20 protein-coding genes are annotated in these 20991 nt (G+C 70.9%); 9 read left to right on the top strand and 11 right to left on the bottom strand.

Translation table 11 applies throughout. From position 1 onward, the window contains the following. Positions 1-96: 96 nt before the first annotated feature. The 3 genes from BM140_RS11555 to BM140_RS11545 form a co-directional block, all read right to left on the bottom strand. Positions 97-708 (bottom strand): phosphatase PAP2 family protein, encoded by a 612-nt coding sequence (locus BM140_RS11555; protein ID WP_091945861.1) that lies wholly within the window; start codon positions 706-708, stop codon positions 97-99. Positions 709-761: 53 nt separating this feature from the next. Further along, entirely contained in the window at positions 762-1817 is a 1056-nt protein-coding gene (locus BM140_RS11550; protein WP_091946157.1) for an asparaginase, read from the bottom strand. A gap of 190 nt (positions 1818-2007) precedes the next feature. Next, positions 2008-2805: an endonuclease/exonuclease/phosphatase family protein gene (locus BM140_RS11545; RefSeq protein ID WP_165616439.1), complete on the bottom strand. Its 798-nt coding sequence runs from the start codon at positions 2803-2805 to the stop codon at positions 2008-2010. 170 nt (positions 2806-2975) lie between these two features. On the opposite strand from BM140_RS11545, the gene BM140_RS11540 reads away from it, so the two are divergent. The 6 genes from BM140_RS11540 to BM140_RS11520 all read left to right on the top strand — a co-directional run bounded on the left by BM140_RS11540 (position 2976) and on the right by BM140_RS11520 (position 8105). Then, on the top strand, positions 2976-3863 hold the full coding sequence (locus BM140_RS11540) for an N-acetylmuramic acid 6-phosphate etherase (protein WP_091945856.1): 888 nt from the start codon (positions 2976-2978) through the stop codon (positions 3861-3863). Then, entirely contained in the window at positions 3860-4876 is a 1017-nt protein-coding gene (locus BM140_RS11535) for an SIS domain-containing protein (protein WP_091945851.1), read from the top strand. Before BM140_RS11540 ends, BM140_RS11535 begins: the two co-directional genes overlap by 4 nt. After that, positions 4873-6048 carry an N-acetylglucosamine-6-phosphate deacetylase gene (gene nagA / locus BM140_RS11530; RefSeq protein ID WP_091945848.1) on the top strand — a complete coding sequence of 392 codons (1176 nt, stop codon included), beginning with the start codon at positions 4873-4875 and terminating at the stop codon, positions 6046-6048. The genes BM140_RS11535 and nagA overlap by 4 nt, the downstream gene beginning before the upstream one ends. 181 nt (positions 6049-6229) lie before the next feature. After that, positions 6230-6442 (top strand): hypothetical protein, encoded by a 213-nt coding sequence (locus BM140_RS11525; protein WP_091945845.1) that lies wholly within the window; start codon positions 6230-6232, stop codon positions 6440-6442. A 400-nt stretch (positions 6443-6842) separates the two neighbouring features. After that, positions 6843-6971: a hypothetical protein gene (locus BM140_RS26575; RefSeq protein ID WP_280142587.1), complete on the top strand. Its 129-nt coding sequence runs from the start codon at positions 6843-6845 to the stop codon at positions 6969-6971. Between the two features lie 315 nt (positions 6972-7286). Further along, entirely contained in the window at positions 7287-8105 is an 819-nt protein-coding gene (locus BM140_RS11520; protein WP_091945841.1) for a Crp/Fnr family transcriptional regulator, read from the top strand. 48 nt (positions 8106-8153) lie between these two features. Here BM140_RS11520 and BM140_RS11515 read toward each other — a convergent pair whose 3' ends face one another. The 5 genes from BM140_RS11515 to BM140_RS11495 all read right to left on the bottom strand — a co-directional run bounded on the left by BM140_RS11515 (position 8154) and on the right by BM140_RS11495 (position 14510). Beyond that, a complete protein-coding gene (locus BM140_RS11515; protein WP_091945838.1) occupies positions 8154-8972 on the bottom strand; it encodes a DUF1194 domain-containing protein in 819 nt (272 codons plus the stop codon). A 180-nt stretch (positions 8973-9152) separates the two neighbouring features. Further along, positions 9153-10133, bottom strand: coding sequence for an FAD:protein FMN transferase (locus tag BM140_RS11510; protein WP_091945835.1), 981 nt, complete (start codon positions 10131-10133; stop codon positions 9153-9155). A gap of 5 nt (positions 10134-10138) precedes the next feature. Next, entirely contained in the window at positions 10139-12211 is a 2073-nt protein-coding gene (locus BM140_RS11505) for a 4Fe-4S binding protein (protein ID WP_091946154.1), read from the bottom strand. Positions 12212-12273: 62 nt separating this feature from the next. After that, a complete protein-coding gene (locus BM140_RS11500; protein ID WP_091945833.1) occupies positions 12274-13269 on the bottom strand; it encodes a YVTN family beta-propeller repeat protein in 996 nt (331 codons plus the stop codon). After that, positions 13266-14510, bottom strand: a complete 1245-nt coding sequence (locus BM140_RS11495; protein WP_091945830.1) for an ABC transporter substrate-binding protein — start codon at positions 14508-14510, stop codon at positions 13266-13268. The genes BM140_RS11500 and BM140_RS11495 overlap by 4 nt, the downstream gene beginning before the upstream one ends. A gap of 233 nt (positions 14511-14743) precedes the next feature. Between BM140_RS11495 and pedF the strand changes: the two genes are divergently transcribed. From pedF to BM140_RS11480, 3 genes are all read left to right on the top strand, one after another. Beyond that, on the top strand, positions 14744-15163 hold the full coding sequence (pedF, locus tag BM140_RS11490) for a cytochrome c-550 PedF (protein ID WP_091945827.1): 420 nt from the start codon (positions 14744-14746) through the stop codon (positions 15161-15163). A 2-nt stretch (positions 15164-15165) separates the two neighbouring features. After that, positions 15166-16032: a substrate-binding periplasmic protein gene (locus BM140_RS11485; RefSeq protein ID WP_114435991.1), complete on the top strand. Its 867-nt coding sequence runs from the start codon at positions 15166-15168 to the stop codon at positions 16030-16032. A gap of 321 nt (positions 16033-16353) precedes the next feature. After that, complete coding sequence (locus tag BM140_RS11480; RefSeq protein ID WP_091945823.1) at positions 16354-18141, top strand: PQQ-dependent methanol/ethanol family dehydrogenase; 1788 nt, start codon at positions 16354-16356, stop codon at positions 18139-18141. Positions 18142-18293: 152 nt separating this feature from the next. On the opposite strand, the gene BM140_RS11475 is transcribed toward BM140_RS11480, so the two are convergent. The 3 genes from BM140_RS11475 to BM140_RS11465 form a co-directional block, all read right to left on the bottom strand. Beyond that, positions 18294-18947 (bottom strand): pyridoxamine 5'-phosphate oxidase family protein, encoded by a 654-nt coding sequence (locus BM140_RS11475; protein ID WP_091945819.1) that lies wholly within the window; start codon positions 18945-18947, stop codon positions 18294-18296. Between the two features lie 186 nt (positions 18948-19133). Continuing rightward, positions 19134-20153 (bottom strand): ketol-acid reductoisomerase, encoded by a 1020-nt coding sequence (ilvC, locus tag BM140_RS11470; RefSeq protein WP_091945816.1) that lies wholly within the window; start codon positions 20151-20153, stop codon positions 19134-19136. A 32-nt stretch (positions 20154-20185) separates the two neighbouring features. After that, positions 20186-20830, bottom strand: coding sequence for a TetR/AcrR family transcriptional regulator C-terminal domain-containing protein (locus BM140_RS11465; RefSeq protein ID WP_091945814.1), 645 nt, complete (start codon positions 20828-20830; stop codon positions 20186-20188). Positions 20831-20991 lie beyond the last annotated feature (161 nt).

The raw sequence follows: 20991 nt of genomic DNA, 5'->3' as shown, positions 1-20991 counted from the left end.
TTCGAGCGGGGACCGTATCGGCAAGCCCGCGCGGCCCTTGAGCGAAGCCCAAATCCGCCATCCCGAAGGGATCAACCGGATTTGGCATGAGCCCCCTCACGCCTCCCGCGTCTGCCATTCCGTGATCGCCCGGTCCGTCACCGCCTCGGCGGCCACGCCGATCGCCGCGCCCACCGCGACATCGACGGGGAAATGGGCGCCGCGCACGAGCTGCACCGCGATGACGCCCGCGGCGGTCGCGTAGGCCGCCCCCGCCAGTTCCGGCCGGGAGCGGGCCACGGCGCGGGCGACCGCGGTGCTGAGGGCGGCATGGCCCGAGGGGAAGGATTGCCACGGGCCGTCGTTCGGCCCCATCGGCCCGCGCACGTAGCGGCCGGTATCCATCAGGACGTTGGGCCTCGTGCGGTGGAGCGTGCGCTTCAGGCTGGTCTTGACGAGGCTCGCCAGCATGCCCGCGGCGAGCATCCGCCCCCCGGTCTCGGCGAGCGCCCGGTCGCGGGTGACGAGCCCCCAGGCCAACGTGCCGACGGACATCGCCAGCAGCGCCTCCCAGCTCCCGACCTCGCCCGCGGCGATGACCGTGGGCATCGCCGGGTGGTCCTTGGCCCCGGCGAGCGCGACCCCGGCACGGACATCCGCGGCCTCGATCGCGCCGACGGATTCCACCGCCCGTTCGGTTGCCGTGGTGATGTCGTCGCGCGCAAGCATGGCCCTCAACGCGCGAACCGCCTGGATCGATGCTGAGCCGTATCGATCCGTGGTTACCGGTCGAACAGCGCCTGCAACGCCGCGCGGTCCTTCGTGCCCGGCAGGGCGATCAAGGTCAGGATGCGGGCCTTGTCCGGGGTCAGGTCGCCCGCGAACACGGCGCCGGCCTTGCGCAGGGTGTTGCCGCCGCCCTTGAAGCCGTAGACTGGCAGCGCGCGCCCGTCATGGACCTTGGTGGCCACGATCACCGGCACGCCCTCGGCGATGACCTCGGCGATGGCGTCGTGCATCTCGGCGTTGACGTTGCCCCAGCCATAGGCCTCGACCACGATGGCCTCGGCGCCGCTCTCGGCGGCGTGGCGCACCTGGGAGCCGTCGGCGCCGGCATACATGGCGACGAGATCGACCCGCGGCATCCGCTCCGGCAGCGGCAGCGTCTGGCGGCGCAGGGACTTGCGGCTGAACACGACACGGTCCTCGTCGACGTAGCCGAGGATGCCGGCGTCCCCCGAATCGAAAGTCTCGACGTTGCTCGTGTGGGTCTTGCGCACCTCGCGCGCGGCGTTGATGCGGTGGTTGAGCGTCACCGTCACGCCCATCTCGGCGGCGCCGTCCGCCAAGATCTGCCGGGCGGCGTTGAGGAGGTTGCGCGGGCCGTCGGCGTCGGCGTCCGAGGCGTTGCGCTGCGCGCCCACCAGCACGACGGGTTTTTGGCTCGTCAGCGTCAGGTCGAGGAAATAGGCGGTCTGGTCGAGGGTGTCGGTGCCGTGTAGGACGATGGCGCCGCGGATGTCCGGATCGGCCAGGATCGCATCGATCCGGCGGGCGAGCGCGGGCCAGCGGTCCGGCCCCATATAGTCGCTCGGCACATTGCTGAACTCTGTCACCTGGATCGTGGCGATGTCCTTCAGCTTCGGCACCGCCGAGACGAGGTCCTCGCCCGAGAGCGCGGGGACCGGCGCGTGGGTCTGCGGATCGAGCTTCATCGCGATGGTGCCGCCGGTGGCGACGACCGCGATCTTGGGGGGCTCGGCGGCGGCGGGCCCGCCCCCGAGGGTGGCGGCGGCCATCAGGCCGAACGCGGTCAGGTTGCCGATCGTCTTGGTCATCGTCGGATCGCCGTCTTCGCTGCTGGTCCCGTCCGGACCGTCCTGCCGATTATAGCGCACCGGCAAGAATCCGGGTTTCGAAAGGACGAGTCCTTTCGTGGGTCCAGGGCAAAGCCCTGGTTTGGAGGGGAAACCGGGGCTCTGCCCCGGTGCCCCGCCAAAGGGATGATCCCTTTGGAATCTCCGCGACTTAGCTCTTCGACAACCGGATGTCGGCGAGCACCGGCAGATGGTCGGAGGCACGGCGGGGCAGAGGGCCGTCCACGACCGCGAGGCGCTCGACCGTCACGCCCGCGCCGACGAAGACGCGGTCGAGGCGCAGCAGGGGAAAGCGGCTCGGGAAGCTCGCGCGGCCCTCGATCCGCGCGGCGACGCGGTGCGCATCGGTGAGGTGGCGGGCGAGGCGGCGATAGGCGCGCGTCCAGCCGGTGGCGTTGAAGTCGCCGACGAGCACGGTCGGGGCGCGGCAGGCGGGGTCGGCGAGCCAGTCGGGGCCCAGCAGCGCCTCGGCTTGCGCGATGCGCTCCGCGCCGAGCAGGCCGAGATGGGTATTGAGCACCTGAAGCCGTGCGGCGCCGATCTCGATCTCGGCCCAGAGCGCACCGCGGGGCTCCAATTTCGGCCGCCGGACGAGGCCGGGCAGGGGGCCGGCGCGCCGCAGCCGCGAGGGCAGGCGGGTGAGGATCGCGTCGCCGTAGCGTTCCTCTTCGATGTGCAAGGCCGGGTGGAAATGCGGCGTCATGCCGAGAAGCCGGGCGAGCTCGTCGGCCTGATCGAGACCGTCGGTGCGGGCGCGCCCGACATCGACCTCTTGGAGCGCGACGATGTCGGCCCCGGTCGCGGCGATGACCGCGGCGATGCGCTCCGGCGCGACCCGGCCGTCGGTCCCGCGGCAATGGCGGATGTTGTAGGTCAGGAGGCGGACCCGGCCGACTCCGCGCTCCGGCGCGAGGACGGCGCCCCCTCCTGCGACTGCCCCCTGATCCACGCTCCCTCCCCGCCGGCTGCCGCGAACCGAACGCCGCGCGGGGCGAACCGATCCCTGCGACGCCCCTCGCGCCTTCCCCGCATCGCACCATATCGGGGCCTAGCGGGATCGCGATGCGCCGCCGCGACTTGTTGCGACGAGAGGGACGGACGGCCGGAGATGACGGGCGAATGAGGACCGAGGACGCCAGCGCCCGCTATGCCGACCTCGACGCCTGGGGCGGCGGCGACATCCTTCAGGCCCTGTGGGAGGGCCAGCTCGCCGCCGTCGCGGCGGTGGGTCCGGCGCTCCCCGCGATCCAGGCGGCGGCCCTGGCCGCGGAAGCGGGGTTGAGGGCCGGCGGGCGGCTCTCCTATGTCGGGGCGGGCACCTCGGCGCGCATCGGCGTGCAGGACGGGGCCGAGTTGCCGCCGACCTTCGACTGGCCGGGCGAGCGGCTGGCCTTCGCCATCGCCGGCGGCGAGGGCGCCTTGCTGCAAGCCGTGGAGGATGCCGAGGATTCGGGGGCGGAGGGCGCCGCCTGGGTGACGCGCAACGGGATCGGCCCCGGCGACGTGGTGGTGGGCTTGGCCGCCAGCGGGACCACGCCCTACACCCTGGCCGCCTTGCGCGAATCCCGCGCCCGCGGGGCGGTCACGGTCGGCATCGCCAACAATCCCGGCACGCCGATCCTGGAGACCGCCGAGCACGGCATCCTCGCGGCCACCGGGGCCGAGGTGCTGGCGGGCTCGACCCGGCTGAAGGCCGGCACGGCGCAGAAGGTGATCCTCAACCTGTTCTCGACGCTGCTGATGATCCGCCTCGGCCGGGTCTATCGCGGGCGCATGGTGGCGATGCGCCCGACCAACCGGAAGCTGCGCGCCCGCGGCATCGCCATGGTGGCCGAACTCGCCGCCTGCGACGCGAGCACCGCCGAGCGGGCCGCGGCGGAGGCGGGGGGCGACGTGAAGCTCGGCGTGCTGATCGCCACGGGGGCGAGCCGCGAGGAGGCCGAGCGGCGTCTCGCGCGCCACGACGGCAACCTGCGCCGGGCGCTCACGGAAGGGGACGGACGATGACTGCGACGCCCACCAGCATGGCGCGCGAGATTGCGGAGATCCCGCAGGCCGCCGAACGGCTGCTCGCTGCGGGCGAGGCGGCGCGCATCGCCGAGGCCCTGAATCCAAAAGACATTCCGTTCGTGGTTCTGTGCGGGCGGGGCAGTTCGGGCCATGCCGGCGTGGCCCTGCGCTACCTGATCGAGACGCGGCTCGGCCTGCCGGTCTCGGCCTCGGCGCCCTCCGTCGTGACCGGTTACGACCGTTCGCCGCGGGTCGCGGGCGCGTTGTTCGTCGTCGTCTCGCAATCCGGCCGCTCGCCCGATCTCGTGGCGGCGACGCAAGCCGCCCGCGCGGGCGGCGCGCTGACGCTGGCGCTCGTCAACGATCCCGACTCGCCCGCCGCGAAGGCGAGCGACCTCGTCCTGCCCATCCTCGCCGGCCCCGAGCGGGCGGTCGCCGCGACCAAGACGGTGACGAACTCGATGATCGCGGGCGCCGCGCTGGTGGCCGCCTGGGCGGGCGACCGGGATCTCGCGGACGGGCTCGCAGCCCTGCCCGGACGTCTCACGCAAGCACTTGCCCTCGATTGGTCGGCCTGGGGCGCCGACCTCGACGGCGCCCCCGCCGCCTTCGTGACGGGGCGCGGGCACGGGCTCGGCACCGTGCGCGAGATCGCCCTGAAGCTCGCCGAGACCCTTCGGCTGCCCGCGCTCGGCTATTCCGCGGCCGAGCTGCGCCACGGGCCGCGGGCCTCCGTCTCGGCAGGCACGCCCGTGCTCGCCCTGCGGCAGGCCGATGCGGTGGCCGACGGCATCGACGGGCTCGTACGCGACCTCCGCCGCGACGGCGTGCGGGTGCAGGCCTGCGGCGGACCGGCGGGCACGCTGCCCTGGCTCGGCGACGGGCATCCGGCCTGCGACCCCATCGCCATGCTGGTGCCGGCCTACCGCGCCATCGAGGCGGAATCCCGCCGCCGCGGCCTCGACCCGGACGCGCCCGCGGGGCTGACCAAGGTCACGGAGACCCTGTGACGGCACCGCCGGACCATGCCATCGCCGCCTCGCGCGTCTTCGACGGCGAGGTCTTTTTGCGCGATCGCGCCGTGCTGCTGCGAGGCGGCCGCATCGCCGACATCACCGAAGAGCCGCCGCCGGGCGTCTCCGTGACGCGCCTGCCCCCGGACGGGATCCTGGCGCCGGGCTTCATCGACGTTCAGGTCAATGGCGGCGGCGGGGTGCTGCTCAACGACGATTGCAGCGTGGAGGGCCTCCGGCGCATCGCCGCCGCGCACCGGTCCGGCGGCACCACCGGCCTCCTGGCGACGCTCATCACCGACACGCGCCCCGCCATCGCCCGCGCCATCGCGGGCGTCGCGGAAGCGATGGCGGCGGGCGTGCCGGGCCTTCTCGGCATCCATCTCGAAGGGCCGTTCCTCAGCCCCAAGCGGATCGGCATCCACGATCCCACCCGCCTCGCCACCTTCGGCGAGGGCGACGCGGCCCTGCTCACGGGCCTCGGCGACCGCGGGATCACCCTGGTGACGCTCGCCCCCGAAGAGGTGCCGCCCGGCGCGGTGGCCGATCTCGTGGCCCGCGGTGCTCGCGTCTGCGCCGGCCACACCGCCGACGACGGCACGGCGATCCGGCGGGCGTTTGCGGAGGGGCTCACCGGCTTCACCCATCTGTTCAACGCCATGTCGCAGATCGGCCCGCGCGAACCCGGCGCCGTGGGCGTCGCCCTCGCCGAGGCGGACAGCTTCGCCGGCATCATCGCCGACGGCCATCATGTCGGCGACCTCCAGCTCCGGCTGGCGCTGCGCCTCAAGGGGTGCGGGCGCCTGATGCTGGTCTCCGACGCGATGTCCCCCGTGGGCGATCCCGAAGCGCGCGAGACCTTCACCCTGTTCGGCCGCCGCATCCGCCGCGAGGGCGACCGGCTGACCGGCGCGGACGGGACGCTCGCGGGCGCGGCGATCACCATGGCCGAGGCGGTGCGCCACATGAGCGGGCGCGGCGGCGCCACCCTGGCGGAGGCGCTGACGATGGCCTCGCTGACGCCGGCCCGCTTCCTCGGCCTCGACGGCCGCCTCGGCCGGATCGCCCCGGGTTTCGCGGCCGACCTCGTCGCGCTGAGGCCGGACCTCTCGATCCACGCGTCCTGGATCGGCGGCAGGGACGGCCGGTCGGGGACGGGTCGATCGTGACTCGCGGCGCCCGCCTGAACCGGAGCGATCGCCCCGGCGGGTGATCCTTGGCCAGCCTCGGATTGCCCGCCGGGGCCGATCCGGAGCCACGGACATCGGGGCGCCCCTCGCCTTGCGCTGGATCAAGGCCGGTCACCCCGGCCCTCGTCACCATGGCCTCCGTTCAATCGGAGAGACGACGATGACGACGGTCGCGCGAACGATGTCGGGGATGACGGTGCAGGCCGTGCGCAGGCCTCGGGGGACCGGCCGCTGGGCGCCCCCGAGGGCGGCGAACGCGGAGGGCAAAATCGAGAACGGATTCCGGCATTGCACCATCGGCAGCCTGCAGGCGCTCGGCCTCGCCGTCACCGCGGCGATCCTGCTCACCGGCCTCATCTGGGTCGCCCTCTGATCCTAGAGCATCGTCCCGGATATCGGATCCGGGACGATGCTCTATGCTATTGTTTTGCATCGTCTTTTTCCGAAAGCCGGTGCCCACCTTTCGGGACGATGCTCGAGGCGCGGAGCCACGCCACGCGGTCCCGAATCCGCCGGATCAGCCTTCGTGGAATCCAGTGGCTGCCGGCTCGCCCCTCGAAGGCGTGCGGCCGGCGGGACACCGCGCCGACGCGTTCCGAGGCCGGCGGCATTGACCTGGATCAAGGCGTGGCCCGTGGGGCGATCCATGCTCCCTCTCGTCGCCCGGATGCCGGAGGCGGCGGCAAACGGGACGGCGACGGCGACCGGGGGGCTTCGTGGATCTCAAGGCTCACATTCAGGCCGCGCGCCGTACAGCGTGGCCGGACACCCCGATGGGCGTCTTCGCGCTCGACGGCGGGATCGGCGAGGGCCGCCGCCGGAACGTCACGCGGTCGGCGGGCCTCACCTTGGCCGTCTTGGGCTCGGCGGCGACGCTGACGCTGCTCTGGCTGGCGCTCTGACGCCCGTCGGCCGGGGGCCGATCGAGCGGGCGGGCGAGGACCGACAGGACTCCATGCCGGCACGCGATGGTGGCGCCGGATGTCCTGCCTTTCGTCCCGACCGGCACCGGCATGGGACGGCCGGCGGCCCGCTCCTTGCCTCGATGCGACCTGCGGCACCCGCTTCGGCCGTCGGGCCTACCGGCAGGCCGGCGCGTCCCGCCGCTTGCCCGGAGCCGTACCGGTTTTGATCCATCGCAAAGTCGAAAAGGCCCGCCGGCCTCACCCTGCGCCTCGCGCCCGGGTTGCCCCGAGGGTGGTTCCCAGGAAGACCCCATGCAGGTTCACGCGCAGGCCATGCTCGCCTGGCTCGTCCGACGTCTCGACGCGGCGGAGGTTCTCGACGCCGCCGCGCGCCGAGCCCTTCTCGCCCTGCCCGTGCAAGCGCGTCTCGTCGGCGCGCGCTCGCGCCTCGCCGATGGCGACGAGCCGAGCGGCGGCCATCTGATCGTGAGCGGCATCGCCTATCGCTACGAGATCCTGCCCGATGGCGCCCGGCGCATCCTCGCCCTCTACTTCCCCGGTGACCTCTGCTTTTCGCGCCTGCCCGCTCCCACCGGTTCGCCGGGCATCGTCGAAGCCCTGGGCGACGGGATGGTGGCCGACCTGCCGGCGCGCATGCTCCAGCCTCTGATCCACGCTCATCCGGCCATCGAGCGCGCCTTGTGGTGGCTGACGGCGGTCGAACTCGCCATCGTGCGCCGGTGGCTGGTTGTCGCCGGGCGCCTCGGCGAACCGCGGATGGCCCATCTGATCTGCGAGATCCTGGTGCGGTCGGGCGCCGTCGGCGGGGGCCGGACGGACCGATTGCCGAGCCGGGTGCGGCAGGGGCTCCTCGCCGACATCACGGCACTCTCGACCGTGCATGTGAGCCGGGTGCTGCAGGGGCTCAAGACGTCCGGCTTGATCGGCCTCGAGAAGGGCAGCATCGTGGTGCGGGACTACGCCGGCCTCGCGATCCTGGCGGATTTCGATCCGGCCTACCTGGGCCTTCCCGGATCGACGGTCGAGGACGGATGCGAGCCTGCCGCCGGGACGAACGTCCCCGTCGTCGTCCCCCTCTGCCGCGCCGAGGCGGGGGACGGATCGGGGTGAGGCCGAGCCGCGGACGAGAGCGGCCGATCGAACCGGAGAGATCGCTCCTCACCGTCCGGCGCGGTCGCCCGCATCGCTGACTTCCATCACGAACTTTCGCCGCAAGGCGCGCGAGAAGTCCCCGTAACCCGCCGCCACGAGGAGGAAGGCGCCGGGGCCGCCCAGAACGTGGTCGCGGTACCATTGCGCGAGGCCCGTGCGCTCCTGGGGAAGCGGCGTCGCGCGCAGGCCGTAACCGGGCGACCGGTAGGCGCCGGCGCCGACGACGTCGTTCTCGCCCGGTACGAGGATCGGCAGGCCGTTGATCGTGGCCTCGGTGGCGAGAAGCGCGTTGCGCTCGGCCTCCAGGCTGTCCGGATCGGTGCAGTTGTCGATCCCGTCCCCGGAGACGTCGACGACGATCCGCTGTGCCGGCGCCGGCATCGCCGGGATCACGCTGGCCGCAACCGTCCGGAACATCTGCCCAAGGCAGGTGAACTCACCCGATTGTCGGGGCGTGGCACGGACCTGCGCCGCGGCGGCGAGGGCGTCGGAACGGCTGGCGATGCGGCGCCAGTTCAGGGCGACGCTGGCACGATCGGCCCAGGTCACCATCGTGAACAGCGTGCCCCCCGGCCGCTGCGTCATCGTCGCGACAACCTCCGGATCCTCCAGCGCGGCGGCGATCCCTTCGAGCTGCAGCGTGAAGCGCCGGTCATCGACGGATTGCGAGACATCGACGGCGACGACGAGCGCGACGGAGGGCGTCGCTTCCGCGCCCGCAGCCACGGCGGTGGCGAGGCCACACAGCGCCGCCAGCACGAGCGGAATGCGGCCGCGCAGGCGGACGCGCGCCCGGCTCGCGGCAGAGCGGCGGCGCTCCCCCATCCCGGCGCCGATCTCCGCGCCCGGTGTCGGGCTGCAGCCTTCTGGAGCGTCGTCCTGGATATCGGATCCAGGACGACGCTCTCCGTTATTGTGCCGCATCGGCTTTTTTCCGAAGGCCGCTCCGCACCTTTCGGGCCGATGCTCTGGTCGCGGGAACCGCATGTCCGTGTCCCCGCCGCCTCAAGCCTTGCCGATGAAGTGGGTCGTGCAGCCGGGAAAGCCGGCCACGAGGTCGCGGCCCCGCGCCGCGCCGAGCACCATGCAGGCGGTGGATAGACCGTCCGCCAGGAGCCCTGATTCGGCGGTGACGGTCACCGACGAGAGGTCCCGCGGAGAACGCCCGGTGGCGGGGTCGAAGATGTGGTGGTCGGCCCGGTCCGCCGAGAAGCACATCTGATAGTCTCCCGACGTCGCGGCGAAGCCCGTGAATGGGGCGATCACGGCGGCCAGCGTCTCGGTTCGGCGCGGGTCGGCGATGCCAAGGCGCCAGGGCGTCCCATCCGCGTGCGTTCCCCGCGCCCCGAACTCGCCGGTATCGACGAAGGCGTCCTCGATCCCCCGGGCCCGCAGCGCCGCCATCACCCGGTCGGCGGCATGGCCCTGGATCAGCGCATTGAGGGTCAGCGCGGTGCCGGGCTCCATCGCGATGCGCTCCGGCGTGAGACGGACGCGGCGCCAGCCGATGCGGGCCACCACGGCACGAAGCGCTGCCGCCTCGGGCTTCTCGCCCCGGGCGGAGGCCTCCGACCAGAGCGGCCAGAGCGGTTGCACGGTCGGGTCGAAGGCCCCGTCCGTCCGCCGCGCGAGGTCGAGCGCGAAGGCCAGCATCGCCGTCAGGTCGGCGGGCGGCGCGTCGAGATATCCCGCGCGGTTGAGGCGCGAGAGCGCGCTGTCGGGCCGCAGCAGGCTCGCGGCGGCCTCGACCGCGCGGATCGCCGCGAACCCGTCGTCCAGGGCGGCATCGAGTGCCGGTTCGTCGGGCCCGGCAACCGTGAGCGCCGCCACGGTGCCGAAGGCGAGCCCCGCCCGGGTGCGGGTCGCGAGGCCGCGCCGGCTCGCCAGGGCGCGGAACGCGGCGGTCCCGCCGAGGGCGGTCGCCGCGGCGAGACCGGCAGCGCCGAGAAGGACGCGCCGCCGGGCCGGGCGAGGAGGGCTCCGCATCGTACTCACTCCGCCGCGACCGGCCGCGGCACGATCCGCCGTCCGCGTCGCCGCGCCACCACCTGCGGCACGCATTGCGCGGGGTCGTGGATGATCGTGACGCAGTCCATGCACTGGAAGCATTCGGGATAATCGATCCTGCCCGACGGCTCGATCGCGCCGTAGCGGCAGCGCACCTTGCAGAGCTGGCACGGCGAGCCGCACTCGGTACGCCGCGGGATCCAGTCGAGCAGGCGCAGGCGCCCGGCCAGCGCGAGGCTCGCCCCGAGCGGGCAGAGGTAGCGGCAGAAGCCCTTGTAGACGAAGAGGTTGAGGACGAGCAGACCGACCGCGTAGAGCACGAACGGCCACGACCGGGCGAAATAGAGCGTGATCGCCGTCTTGAACGGCTCGACCTCGGAGACGGTGTCGGCGAGCGGCGAGCCCAAAGCCGCAGCGAGCAGGATCGCGGCGAGCACGGCGTATTTCACCTGACGCAGGGCCCGGTCGAGGCGGGGCGGCACGGTGACCTGGCGGATGCGCAGGGGCTTGGCGAGGAACGCGCAAAACTCCTGCAGCGCGCCGAACGGGCAGAGCCAGCCGCAGAAGGTGCCCCGGCCCCAGACCACGAGCGTCACCAGCACGAAGCCCCAGATCAGGAGCGAAGGCGGATCGTAGAGGAGGAAGCCGAAATCGCCGGTGTGGATCAGCGCGCGCACCGTACCGACGAGGGTGACGATGGAGAGCTGCGCCTGCGCGGTCCAGCCGACGAAGCCGAGGGTGAAGGCGAGGAAGCCGAGGCGGAACAGCCCGAACGGGCGGGACTTCGCCACCAGTGCGTCGTGCCGGGCGAGCACCGGCACGAGCAGGGCGAGAGCCGCCGCGATGATCCCGAGTTCGGAGGCGCGGGCGCGCCAGGAATCGGTCCAGCTCGGGCCCTCGTCCGGCACCGCGCGGGTGAACAGGTCCGGCGGCAGGCGGTATTCGGTGGCGATCTCGCGGGCGATCTTTTCCGGAAAAATCTGGCCGCGCTCGCGGGTGACTTTCACCGAGAGCGACCAGGGAGCGGACGGGTCGAAGCCCGCGGCGTCGCCGATCTTCAGGAGGGTCCAGGGGCCGGCGGGGAGATCGGGGGCGAGGTCGCGTCGCTCCCAGGCGGCGTCGCGGGCATTCACGGTGAGGCCGCCCTGCTGGATCGTCAGACGGTCGGGCACAGAGCCCAGCACGAAGTCGTCCGGGAGCGGGCTCCAATGGCCGGAACTCACCACCATCACGGCATGGGCCCCCGGCCCGATCTCGCGCATCAGCCGGGCGTAGGCCGCCTCGCCGAGGATCGCGCGGCCGATGGTGGGCACGTTGAGATAGGCGATGGTCAAGTCCGAAAAGGGCTCGTCCGGCGCGCCCGGATCGGGATCGGCGAGGCCGGTGCCGGCGAAGGCCGCATCGACTTCCGCCGGGGTCATGCGCCACCGCTTCACCCAGCCGCGCCGTTCCAGTTCGGCGAGGCCCAGCGGCGCATAGTCGGGCTTGGCCTCGACGCGCAGGCCGGTGTTGACTGCGCCGAAGCCGAGCTTTTCCCGCGCGACGGCGAGGGAGGCGGCGAGCATCGTCTCGTTGATGACGCGGGTCGAGGCGGTGGCCATCGAGATCCCGTCGACGGTGGTGGCGGGCGCGGCCCCGGCGGCCCGCGCGTTCGGCCGCCCGACCCGGATCGGCTGGCGGGCCGAGAGCCCGACATATTGCTCGACGAAGGCGAAGAGGGGTTCCGACCCCAGCCCTTCGAGGAAGACCGGCTCGTGGTGCGCGATCACCTTGGCGTCGCGAAACGTGCCGTCGGGCGCGAGCGCGATCAGGAGATCGGGTGCCGTGCCGCCGAAGCCCGGGATGCGGGCGAAGTCGATCGATTCGAACGCGTAGGCGATGATCTCGTAGGCACCGGCCTCCTGCTTGAGGATCGGCCAGACCGGAATGCGGTCGTCGCGCTCGCCGACGACGAGGGGCGGGGGGAAGTGTTTTTCCAGGCCGGCGCGGCCCAGGGTGCCGGCGTGCGCGGGGAGGGCGAGAAAAACAAGAAGGATTGCAACAAGATGGCACAGCAGCGCGTGCGCATCCCTCCCCCCTCTGCGGGGGGAGGGTGGGGTGAGGCGGCTCGCCTCGTGAGTCACTCCGCCGCCCCTGCCGAGCGCACGCCCGCCACCGGCCGCACCGCGGCGCCCCAGGGATAGCGGCCGACCTTGATGCTGCGGATCGCCTTGAGGCTTCCCGCATCGATCACCGTCACGTCCCCCGACACGCCGTTCGTCGTCACCAGCCGCTCGCCGCCGGGCAACGCCGCGACGTGCCAGACCCGGCGACCGACGAGGATGTACGCCTTCACCTTGAAGCTCTCGGTATCGACCACCGCGACCCGATCCGAAGGCCCCAGCGCCACGAAGGCGCTGCGCCCGTCCTCCGCGAGCGCGATGCCGACCGGCTGGATGCGGTCGCCGGAAATCCCCTTGATCTCGAACCCGATGGTCTCGATCACCCGACGGGTCGCGACGTCGATCACCGCCACCGTGCCGCCGATCTCGGAGGAGACCCAGAGCCGCCTGCCGTCGCGGGTGAACTCGGCGTGGCGCGGGCGCTGGCCGACGGGCGTCGCGTCGGTGGCCTGGAGCGTTCCGGTGTCGATCCAGTGGACCATGTTGGTGGTCTCGGAGGTCGTCACCGCGAGCTTGCCGTCGGGGCTCACCGCCATGCCCTCGGGCTCGATGCCGACATCGATCTGCGCCAGCACCTTGCGGGTGTCGGCATCGACGACCGTCGTGGTGGCGTTGTTCTCGTTGGCGATGAAGAGGGTTTTTCCATCGGGCGCCAGCGAGAACTGCTCCGGGTCCTCCCCCGAGGGCAGGTCGTGCAGCAGCTTGCCGGTATCGGGATCGATCACCTGCACGGCGTCGGAATCGCTGGCGCAAACGAACAGGCGCCGGCCGTCCTTCGAGAAGGTGAGACCGCGCGGGCGGCGGCCGACCGGGAAGGTGCGGGTCACCTCCCAAGTCGCGGAATCGATCACCGAGACGGTGTTGTCGCGCTCGTTCGAGACGTAGACCTCGTGCGCCTGCGCGCCGAGCGGCATCAGCAGCGCCACACCGACAAAAAATCGCAAAAAAATCATCCGTTGCCTCCGAAGGCGCGGCAGGCGCTCTCGGGCTCGTCGAGCCCGAGGGTGTCGAGTTCGGTGCGCCGGTGCAGAAACCCCTCGACCGGGGCGGCGGCGACCACGGCGCCGGGCCAGAGCACGAAGACCGGCTGGCGCAATTGCCCGTTCCAGGGGCGGAAGCTGAGCGCCCGCCCCTTGAAACCGCCGACCTCGAATTTTTTCGAGAGAAGCAGGTCGCGGATGGCGGCCGGGTCGCTCGACTTGAGCTGGGTGGCGGCCTCGGTCACCGCGTGCACCGCCATCCAGCCGGCCCAGTCGATGGCCCCCATCGGGCGGGAGGCCAACTTGGCGAAGCGCCCCTGCAACTGCACCGCCGCCCAGGCCTCGACCGGGCGGCCCCAGGCAGTCGGGGTCAGCCCCTGCGTGCCGACGACGGGGCGGGGGGAGGCGGTGTTGTAGACGAGGTTGGCGCCGAACTCGGCCCGCTCGTCGGCCACCGCCACCACGTCGTGCTCGGGGCCGCGGGTGATGAGGGCGAATTCCTTGAGGGCGGAATCGCGGAGATCCGCGCCGCGGGCGTCGAAGCTCGCCTCGGCGACGATCCGGGCGCCGAATTTCTTCGCGCTTTTTCGGAGAGCGTCCGCGTAGAGGGCGTCGTCCGCACCGGGGCCGGAGACCAGCAGCAGGCGGTTCCAGCGCTTGTAGAGCAGGAGTTGCGCCAGCGCGTCGGTGAGCATGTCGCGCGAGGGCAGCACATGGAGGAGCCGGGCCCGGCAATCGCGGTCGCGCAGCCGCACATCCGGGGCGCCGACATTGAGCGTCACCGCCTCGCGCGTCTCGGGGGCGTCGGCGATGGCCAGGAGGTCGTCGGCGGGCGCGTTGACGACGAGGAAGCGCAAGGGACCGCTCTCGCGGGCCAGGGCGGCCAGCGCCGCTTGCAGGTCGGCGCCGGGTTCGATCACCGTCGGCTTGAGGGCGAACGAGAGGCCGACGAAGCGGCCGGTGGCGTTGCCGTCCCGCAGTCCCAGTTCGGCTCCGCGAAGCCCCTCGTCGTCGGGGATCGGCGGCTCGTTGTTGAGCGGCGTCGGGCGCTCGACCCTGCGCTCGACGTAGTGGATCGTCAGGGTGGGGGACGCGGGCGGAGCCGCCTGAACGGAGGATGCCGACAGGACAACGAACGCCAGCAGGAGGGCCGGCAGGACATGCCTGCCGAAAGCCCCTCGGCCGCCCTCGGTGAGATCGGCGCGTTTCGGCATCCTGCCCCGAACGGTTCCACCCTGGATTTTGGGGGAAGCATAGGCGGCGGTCGAACGGCACCGATATTGGACCAAGGTCGCAACCGGGGCGCCGGCTGCGTCGTACCAAAGCACAATGGGTCCCCTCGGGCCGGCTTGATACCGTGGCCCACAATCGAGGAGCGCGGGCGTCAAGCTTATCCGCCTCCCGCACAACATGCCGCCTCTCGGGGCCGGCAGGGAGCGAGACCGACATGACCTCACGGATTCGGCTGGCCGGCGGGCTTCTGCTCGGGCTGGTGCTCGCGGGCGGTGCGCTCGCCCATGGCGACGTGCAGCCCCAGCCGGTCAACACCGACGGGCTCGAAGCGCTCGGCACCGAGTGGAAGGCGGAAAACCCCTATCGCGGCAACGAGAAGGCGGTCGCGATCGGCGATTCCGGCTACAACCAGAACTGCGCCCGCTGCCACGGCCTGCAGATGATCTCCGGCGGCCTCGCCCCGGACCTGCGCTACCTGCCGACCGGCAAGGAGGGCGACGAGTACTTCGTCGAGCGGATGAAGCACGGCGCCGTCATCAACGGCGTGACCAAGATGCCGGCCTTCGACGGCGTCCTCTCCCAAGAGGCGATGTGGGCGATCCGCACCTACCTCGAATCCAAGCACGAAGAGTAGCCGTGTCGCGCACCCTCACCCGGCGCGGCGCGCTGTCGGCATTCGCGGGCCTCGCGGCTCTGGCCGCGCGCCCCGGTTTCGCCCGCCCCCTCGACGAGGTGAGTGCGGACGGCACCCTGCGGGTCGCCCTCTACGCCGAGAACGCGCCGTTCTCGGAGATGCGCGACGGGAAACCCGTCGGCATCGACGTGGACGTGGCGCATGCGCTCGCCGAGGCGCTGAAGCTCAAGCTCGACCTGCGCCTCGTGGACGCCGGCGAGAACGTCGACGGCGATTTCCGCCTCAACCTGTGGAAGGGCGACCTCGCCGGCTCGAAGCTCGCCGACCTGATGCTGCACGTGCCGAACGACAAGCTGCTCGGCATCCGCAACGAGCAGGTCTTTCTGGTCCGTCCCTATTTCGAGCAGCGCCTCGCCTTCGCCTGGGCGCGCGACAGGATGGAGGGCTTTTCGAGCTTTCCCGACATCGAGGAGCATCAAATCGCAGTGGAGGGCGCCAGCGCCTCAGACCTGCAGATTCTGATGGCCGAGAACGGGCGCTACCGGAACAACCTCAAGCATTTCCGCAACTTCGAGGAGGCCGCCAAGGCGTTTCTCGCGGGCGAGACCGCGATCCTGGCCGGCACGCGCCCGGCGATCGAGGCGGCCTTGTTCGAAGCCAAAGCCGGGCCGGACCGCTTCCCCGTGGTCGAGATCGCACTCGGCGGGCTCGTGAAGACGAACTGGGAGCTCGGCGGGGCGGTGCGCTCCGATTCGCGCGACCTCGGCTACGCGGTGGGCGAGACGCTCGGGGCGATGACGGAGGACGGGCGGCTGAAGGCGATCTGCGCGCGCTACGGGGTGAGCTACGCGGCGCCGAAGGGATTTTGAGAGCGGCTGCGTCCGAGGCGACCGGCCGGAAAGCTCACGACGCCGCTTCGATTGCGGAAGCCGCGAAGAATCGAAAAAGCTTCGGGCTGCGCTCCGCGCGTGGTTCGAGGCTTTTTCGCGTCCGGCGCTCGCGGCATCGACTGTAGAGATCGACAGAATCTCTTTCTCCGAATTGATTTGCTGCGCCGCAAAAATCTTATCTTGGACTTATGGCCAATAACCACGCCGCCCGCGCGTGGATAGCTTGCCGATCATGGGAGGCCGTTCGAGAGATCGAGACAAGGTCCGCCGGCAGCCCGTCCAAGATCAGGAGGAAGTGCGATGAAGGTGCGTGACCGGTTCCTCGCGGCCGTGGGGGCGGCGGCGCTCCTCGCGGGCGCGTCGCAGGCGCTCGCGGCCCCCGAGGCCAACAAGGCGTCGGGCGGCGTCAGCAACGAGGCGATCCTCAACGACGCCAAGACCCCCGACGACGTCGTCACCTACGGCCTCGGCCTCCAGGCGCAGCGCTACTCGCCGCTGAAGGCCATCAACAAGGAGACGATCCAGGGCCTCGTCCCGGCCTATTCCTTCTCCTTCGGCGGCGAGAAGCAGCGCGGCCAGGAAAGCCAGGCGCTGGTCAAGGACGGCGTGATCTACGTCACCGGCTCGTATTCGCGCATGTACGCGGTCGATTCCCGCACCGGCGAGAAGCTGTGGGAGTACAACGCCCGCCTGCCCGAGGGCATCCTGCCCTGCTGCGACGTGGTGAACCGCGGTGCGGCGCTCTACAAGGACAAGGTCTATTTCGGCACGCTCGACGCCAAGCTCGTCGCCCTCGACGCCAAGACCGGCAAGGTGGTGTGGCGCAAGGACATCGACGACTTCAAGGCCGGCTACAGCTACACCGCTGCGCCCTTGATCGTGAACGGCAAGATCATCACCGGCGTGTCGGGCGGCGAGTTCGGCATCGTCGGCCGGGTCGAGGCCCGCGACGCCGAGACCGGCGAGATCATCTGGAAGCGCCCCGTCATCGAGGGCCATATGGGCGAGCTGAACGGCAAGCCCTCGACCATGACCGGCAAGGTCAACGAGACCTGGCCGGGCGACATGTGGAAGTACGGCGGCGGCGCGACCTGGCTCGGCGGTACCTACGACGCCGAGACCAACCTCCTGTACTTCGGCACCGGCAACCCCGGCCCGTGGAACTCGGCCCTGCGCCCCGGCGACAACAAGTGGTCGGCCTCGCGCATCGCGCTCAACCCCGACAACGGCGAGATCGTGTGGGGCTTCCAGACCACCCCGCATGACGGCTGGGACTTCGACGGCGTGAACGAGTTCGTGCCGTTCGACCTCCAGAAGGACGGCAAGACCGTCAAGGCCGGCGCCACCGCCGACCGCAACGGCTTCTTCTACGTTCTGGATCGCACCAACGGAAAGTTCATCTCGGCCTCGCCGTTCGTCGAGAAGATCAACTGGGCCAAGGGCATCGATAAGGACGGCCGCCCGATCTACGACGATGCGTTCCGCCCCGGCGATCCGTCGAAGTCCGAGGACGGCAAGAAGGGCAAGTCCGTGTTCGCGGTGCCGAGCTTCCTCGGCGGCAAGAACTGGATGCCGATCGGCTACAGCCCCGACACCAAGCTGTTCTACGTCCCCTCTAACGAGTGGGGCATGGACATCTGGAACGAGCCGGTGAACTACAAGAAGGGCGCCGCCTATCTCGGCGCCGGCTTCACCATCAAGCCGGTCTTCGAGGACCATATCGGCTCGCTGAAGGCGATCGACCCGGCCACCGGCAAGGTGGTGTGGAACTACAAGAACAAGGCTCCGCTCTGGGGCGGCGTGCTCACCACCGGCGGCAACCTCGTCTTCACCGGCACGCCGGAGGGCTTCCTGAAAGCCTTCGACGCCAAGACCGGCGACGAGGTGTGGAAGTTCCAGGTCGGCACCGGTGTGGTCTCCTCGCCGATCACCTGGGAGCAGGACGGCGAGCAATGGATCGGCGTCGCGGCCGGTTGGGGCGGCGCGGTCCCGCTCTGGGGCGGCGAGGTGGCCAAGTCCACCGCGGGCATCAACCAGGGCGGCAGCTTCTGGGCCTTCAAGCTGCCCAAGAAGATGGCGGCGCGCTGAGGCAGACGCTGGCCGGGGCTCCATGGCCCCGGCCGGAACAGGATTTCGGACCCTGCCCGGGATCGGACACCGGCGGACAGACGGGGCATGCCCCGTCTCGATCCCGCCGGTGATCGGTCCCTTTTCGGCGAGCCGATCGGCGGACGAAGCGGTCAGCCCTCGCCCTGCATCACCTTGGCGCCGTAGGCGTCGAGGTCCAGCACACCTTCCTGGGCGACCCGGGCCTTGTCCGCGTCGCTGATGACCTCCTGCACGATGTCGAGGCGCTTCCACTGGGCCAGCGGGGTCTCGGCATCGGGCTTCGGCACGTAGCGGCTCTGCTCGACCTTGGCGTGCTTGTGGATGTAGCGCGGGCAGTTGACCCAGGCCTTCGTGACATCGACCCGCACGACGTATTTCGCCTCCGCCCACTCGGAGAGCAGGGGGTCGTCGCGCACGATCCGGGCGGTACCCTGGACGCGCAGGCGGTGCGGCGTCTCGAAATCGATGAACAGCAGGCCGACCTTGCCCTGGCCGGCGACGTTGCCCATCGACAGGAACATGCCGTTGCCGTCGAAACCGGGGAAGGCGAGTTCGTTCGGGCCCAGCACCTTCACCACGCCGGTCGGGCCGCCCTTGTAGGAGACCGTCGGATTGCCGTCCGGATCGACGGTGGAGAGGAAGAACATGTCGCGGCTCTCGATGAACGCGCGCTCCATCTCGCCGATCGCCGGTTGGACATGGTGCTTGTCGAGGAAGTCGGCGAGCTTGCGGGTGTCGAAGGCGTCCTGGAGCGCGCGGTGCTCCTCGCTGTAGAGCGATTCCATTCTCGTCCTCCCGTTCCTTATCGTCCGGCCCGTCTCGCGCGGGCGCGGCCCTTGTGGCACGTCGGCGGCCGACCGTCGAAGGGCAAAATGCCCGCGATGCCGAAGTGAAAAGGCCGGCGCCGCTTTCGCGACGCCGGCCCTGGCGGAACGGTCAGGCCGAGCGAAGCACGGCCTGAAACGGACAAATCAATTCTTGGACTTGTCGACGAGGGCCTTCTCGGAGATCCACGGCATCATGCCGCGGAGCTTGGCGCCGACCTCCTCGATCGGGTGGGCGGCGAGCTTGGCGCGGGTGGCCTTGAACGAGGTCTGGCCGACCTTGTTCTCCAGCATCCAGTTGCGGGTGAAGATGCCCGACTGGATGTCGTTGAGGACGCGCTTCATCTCGGCCTTGGTCTCCGGCGTGACGATGCGCGGGCCGGTGACGTACTCGCCGTACTCGGCGGTGTTCGAGATCGAGTAGTTCATGTTGGCGATGCCGCCCTCGTAGATGAGGTCGACGATCAGCTTCACCTCGTGCAGGCACTCGAAATAGGCCATCTCGGGAGCGTAGCCCGCCTCGACGAGCGTCTCGAAGCCGGCCTTGATCAGCTCGACGAGGCCGCCGCAGAGCACGGCCTGCTCGCCGAACAGGTCGGTCTCGCACTCCTCCTTGAAGGTCGTCTCGATGATGCCGGCGCGACCGCCGCCATTGGCCGAGGCGTAGGACAGGCCGAGATCGTGGGCGTTGCCCGAGGCGTCCTGGGCGATGGCGATGAGCGTCGGCACGCCGCCGCCCTTGAGGTACTCGCCGCGCACGGTGTGGCCGGGGCCCTTCGGGGCGACCATGAGCACGTCGAGATCCTTGCGGGGCTCGATCAGGTTGAAGTGGACGTTGAGGCCGTGGGCGAACAGGAGGGCGGCGCCCTGCTTCAGGTTGCCTTCCAGCGACTCCTTGTAGATGTCGCCCTGCAGCTCGTCGGGGGTGAGCATCATCACCACGTCGCCCCACTTGGCGGCGTCGGCGACGTTCATCACCTTGAAGCCCTCGGCCTCGGCCTTCTTGGCGGTGGCGGAGCCCTCGCGCAGGGCGATGACGATGTTCTTCACGCCGGAATCGCGCAGGTTGAGCGCGTGGGCGTGGCCCTGGCTGCCGTAGCCGACGATGACGACGTTCTTGCCCTTGATCAGGTTCAGGTCGGCATCACGATCGTAATAGACGCGCATGGGGGTGTCCTCTCTTCTTCGGGGTTCAAGGTTCAGGGTGTCGCCCGGCCATAGAGGGCCAGGAACTGCGCGACGGCGTGCGCCGCCTCGCGTCCGATGTCGGCGGCGTCGAGGGGGAGCGCGTCGCCGAGCAGGAGTCGGATCTGGATATCGCGGCCGACCAGACCGAAGAAGGTCCGGAACGCGGCCTCGGTGTCGTCGAACGCCAGGAGCCCCGCGGCGCGACCGGCCTCCAGCACGGGCTTGACCCGCTCGCCGATGGCGAAGCGGCCGTTGGCCAGCACGATGGCGCCGAGGTTGCTCTTGCGCGAGCCCGCATGGGCCACCGCGATCCGGTTGAGCGCCACCGAGGTCGGGCTCGCGATCACCGAGAGCCAGGATTCGGCGAAGTCGCGCAGGTTCTTCCGGAGCGTCGCGGCGTCGAGAGCGTCGATCTCGGTGCGGCCCGCATGGACCCGCGAGGCCTGCCAGCGCACGGTGGCGGTGAGCAGCCCGTCGCGGTCGCCGAACCACTTGTAGAGCGTCTCCTTGGAGCAGCTCGCACGCCGCGCCACCGCATCCATCGTCAGCGGATCGCCGCCCTCGACGATCAGGGACAGCACCGCATCGAGCACCGCCTGCTGACGCAGGGAGGGCGTCTCCGATGGGGTGTCGAGGATGGCGGCGCTGGCGGACATGGACCGTGGGGCTAAGCCGTACTGTACGGTACGGTTCGGCTCACTAGTCCGATTCGGCGGGCCGGGCAAGGCGAACGGGCGGACAAAACGGACGAGCCGCATTCCGGCGAACAAGGCGCTTTACGAGCGCCTCGACCCGACGTATACGGCCCTCACGCCGC

The organism is Methylorubrum salsuginis (assembly GCF_900114375.1).
In the GTDB taxonomy this organism is placed as follows: domain Bacteria; phylum Pseudomonadota; class Alphaproteobacteria; order Rhizobiales; family Beijerinckiaceae; genus Methylobacterium; species Methylobacterium salsuginis.
Note: the sequence above shows the minus strand (reverse complement) of the source record. Positions and strands in the feature narration are given on the sequence as shown.

Bases quoted from the DNA above. Each gene is read 5' to 3' on its own strand.
- BM140_RS11520 (WP_091945841.1), top strand. From the start codon at position 7,287: ATGCAGGTTCACGCGCAGGCCATGCTCGCCTGGCTCGTCCGACGTCTC.
- BM140_RS11495 (WP_091945830.1), bottom strand. From the start codon at position 14,510: ATGCCGAAACGCGCCGATCTCACCGAGGGCGGCCGAGGGGCTTTCGGC.
- BM140_RS11510 (WP_091945835.1), bottom strand. From the start codon at position 10,133: ATGCGGAGCCCTCCTCGCCCGGCCCGGCGGCGCGTCCTTCTCGGCGCT.
- BM140_RS11525 (WP_091945845.1), top strand. From the start codon at position 6,230: ATGACGACGGTCGCGCGAACGATGTCGGGGATGACGGTGCAGGCCGTG.
- BM140_RS11475 (WP_091945819.1), bottom strand. From the start codon at position 18,947: ATGGAATCGCTCTACAGCGAGGAGCACCGCGCGCTCCAGGACGCCTTC.
- BM140_RS11480 (WP_091945823.1), top strand. From the start codon at position 16,354: ATGAAGGTGCGTGACCGGTTCCTCGCGGCCGTGGGGGCGGCGGCGCTC.
- BM140_RS11540 (WP_091945856.1), top strand. From the start codon at position 2,976: ATGAGGACCGAGGACGCCAGCGCCCGCTATGCCGACCTCGACGCCTGG.
- BM140_RS26575 (WP_280142587.1), top strand. From the start codon at position 6,843: ATGGGCGTCTTCGCGCTCGACGGCGGGATCGGCGAGGGCCGCCGCCGG.
- BM140_RS11555 (WP_091945861.1), bottom strand. From the start codon at position 708: ATGCTTGCGCGCGACGACATCACCACGGCAACCGAACGGGCGGTGGAA.
- BM140_RS11550 (WP_091946157.1), bottom strand. From the start codon at position 1,817: ATGACCAAGACGATCGGCAACCTGACCGCGTTCGGCCTGATGGCCGCC.
- BM140_RS11465 (WP_091945814.1), bottom strand. From the start codon at position 20,830: ATGTCCGCCAGCGCCGCCATCCTCGACACCCCATCGGAGACGCCCTCC.
- BM140_RS11500 (WP_091945833.1), bottom strand. From the start codon at position 13,269: ATGATTTTTTTGCGATTTTTTGTCGGTGTGGCGCTGCTGATGCCGCTC.
- BM140_RS11515 (WP_091945838.1), bottom strand. From the start codon at position 8,972: ATGGGGGAGCGCCGCCGCTCTGCCGCGAGCCGGGCGCGCGTCCGCCTG.
- pedF (WP_091945827.1), top strand. From the start codon at position 14,744: ATGACCTCACGGATTCGGCTGGCCGGCGGGCTTCTGCTCGGGCTGGTG.
- BM140_RS11535 (WP_091945851.1), top strand. From the start codon at position 3,860: ATGACTGCGACGCCCACCAGCATGGCGCGCGAGATTGCGGAGATCCCG.
- ilvC (WP_091945816.1), bottom strand. From the start codon at position 20,153: ATGCGCGTCTATTACGATCGTGATGCCGACCTGAACCTGATCAAGGGC.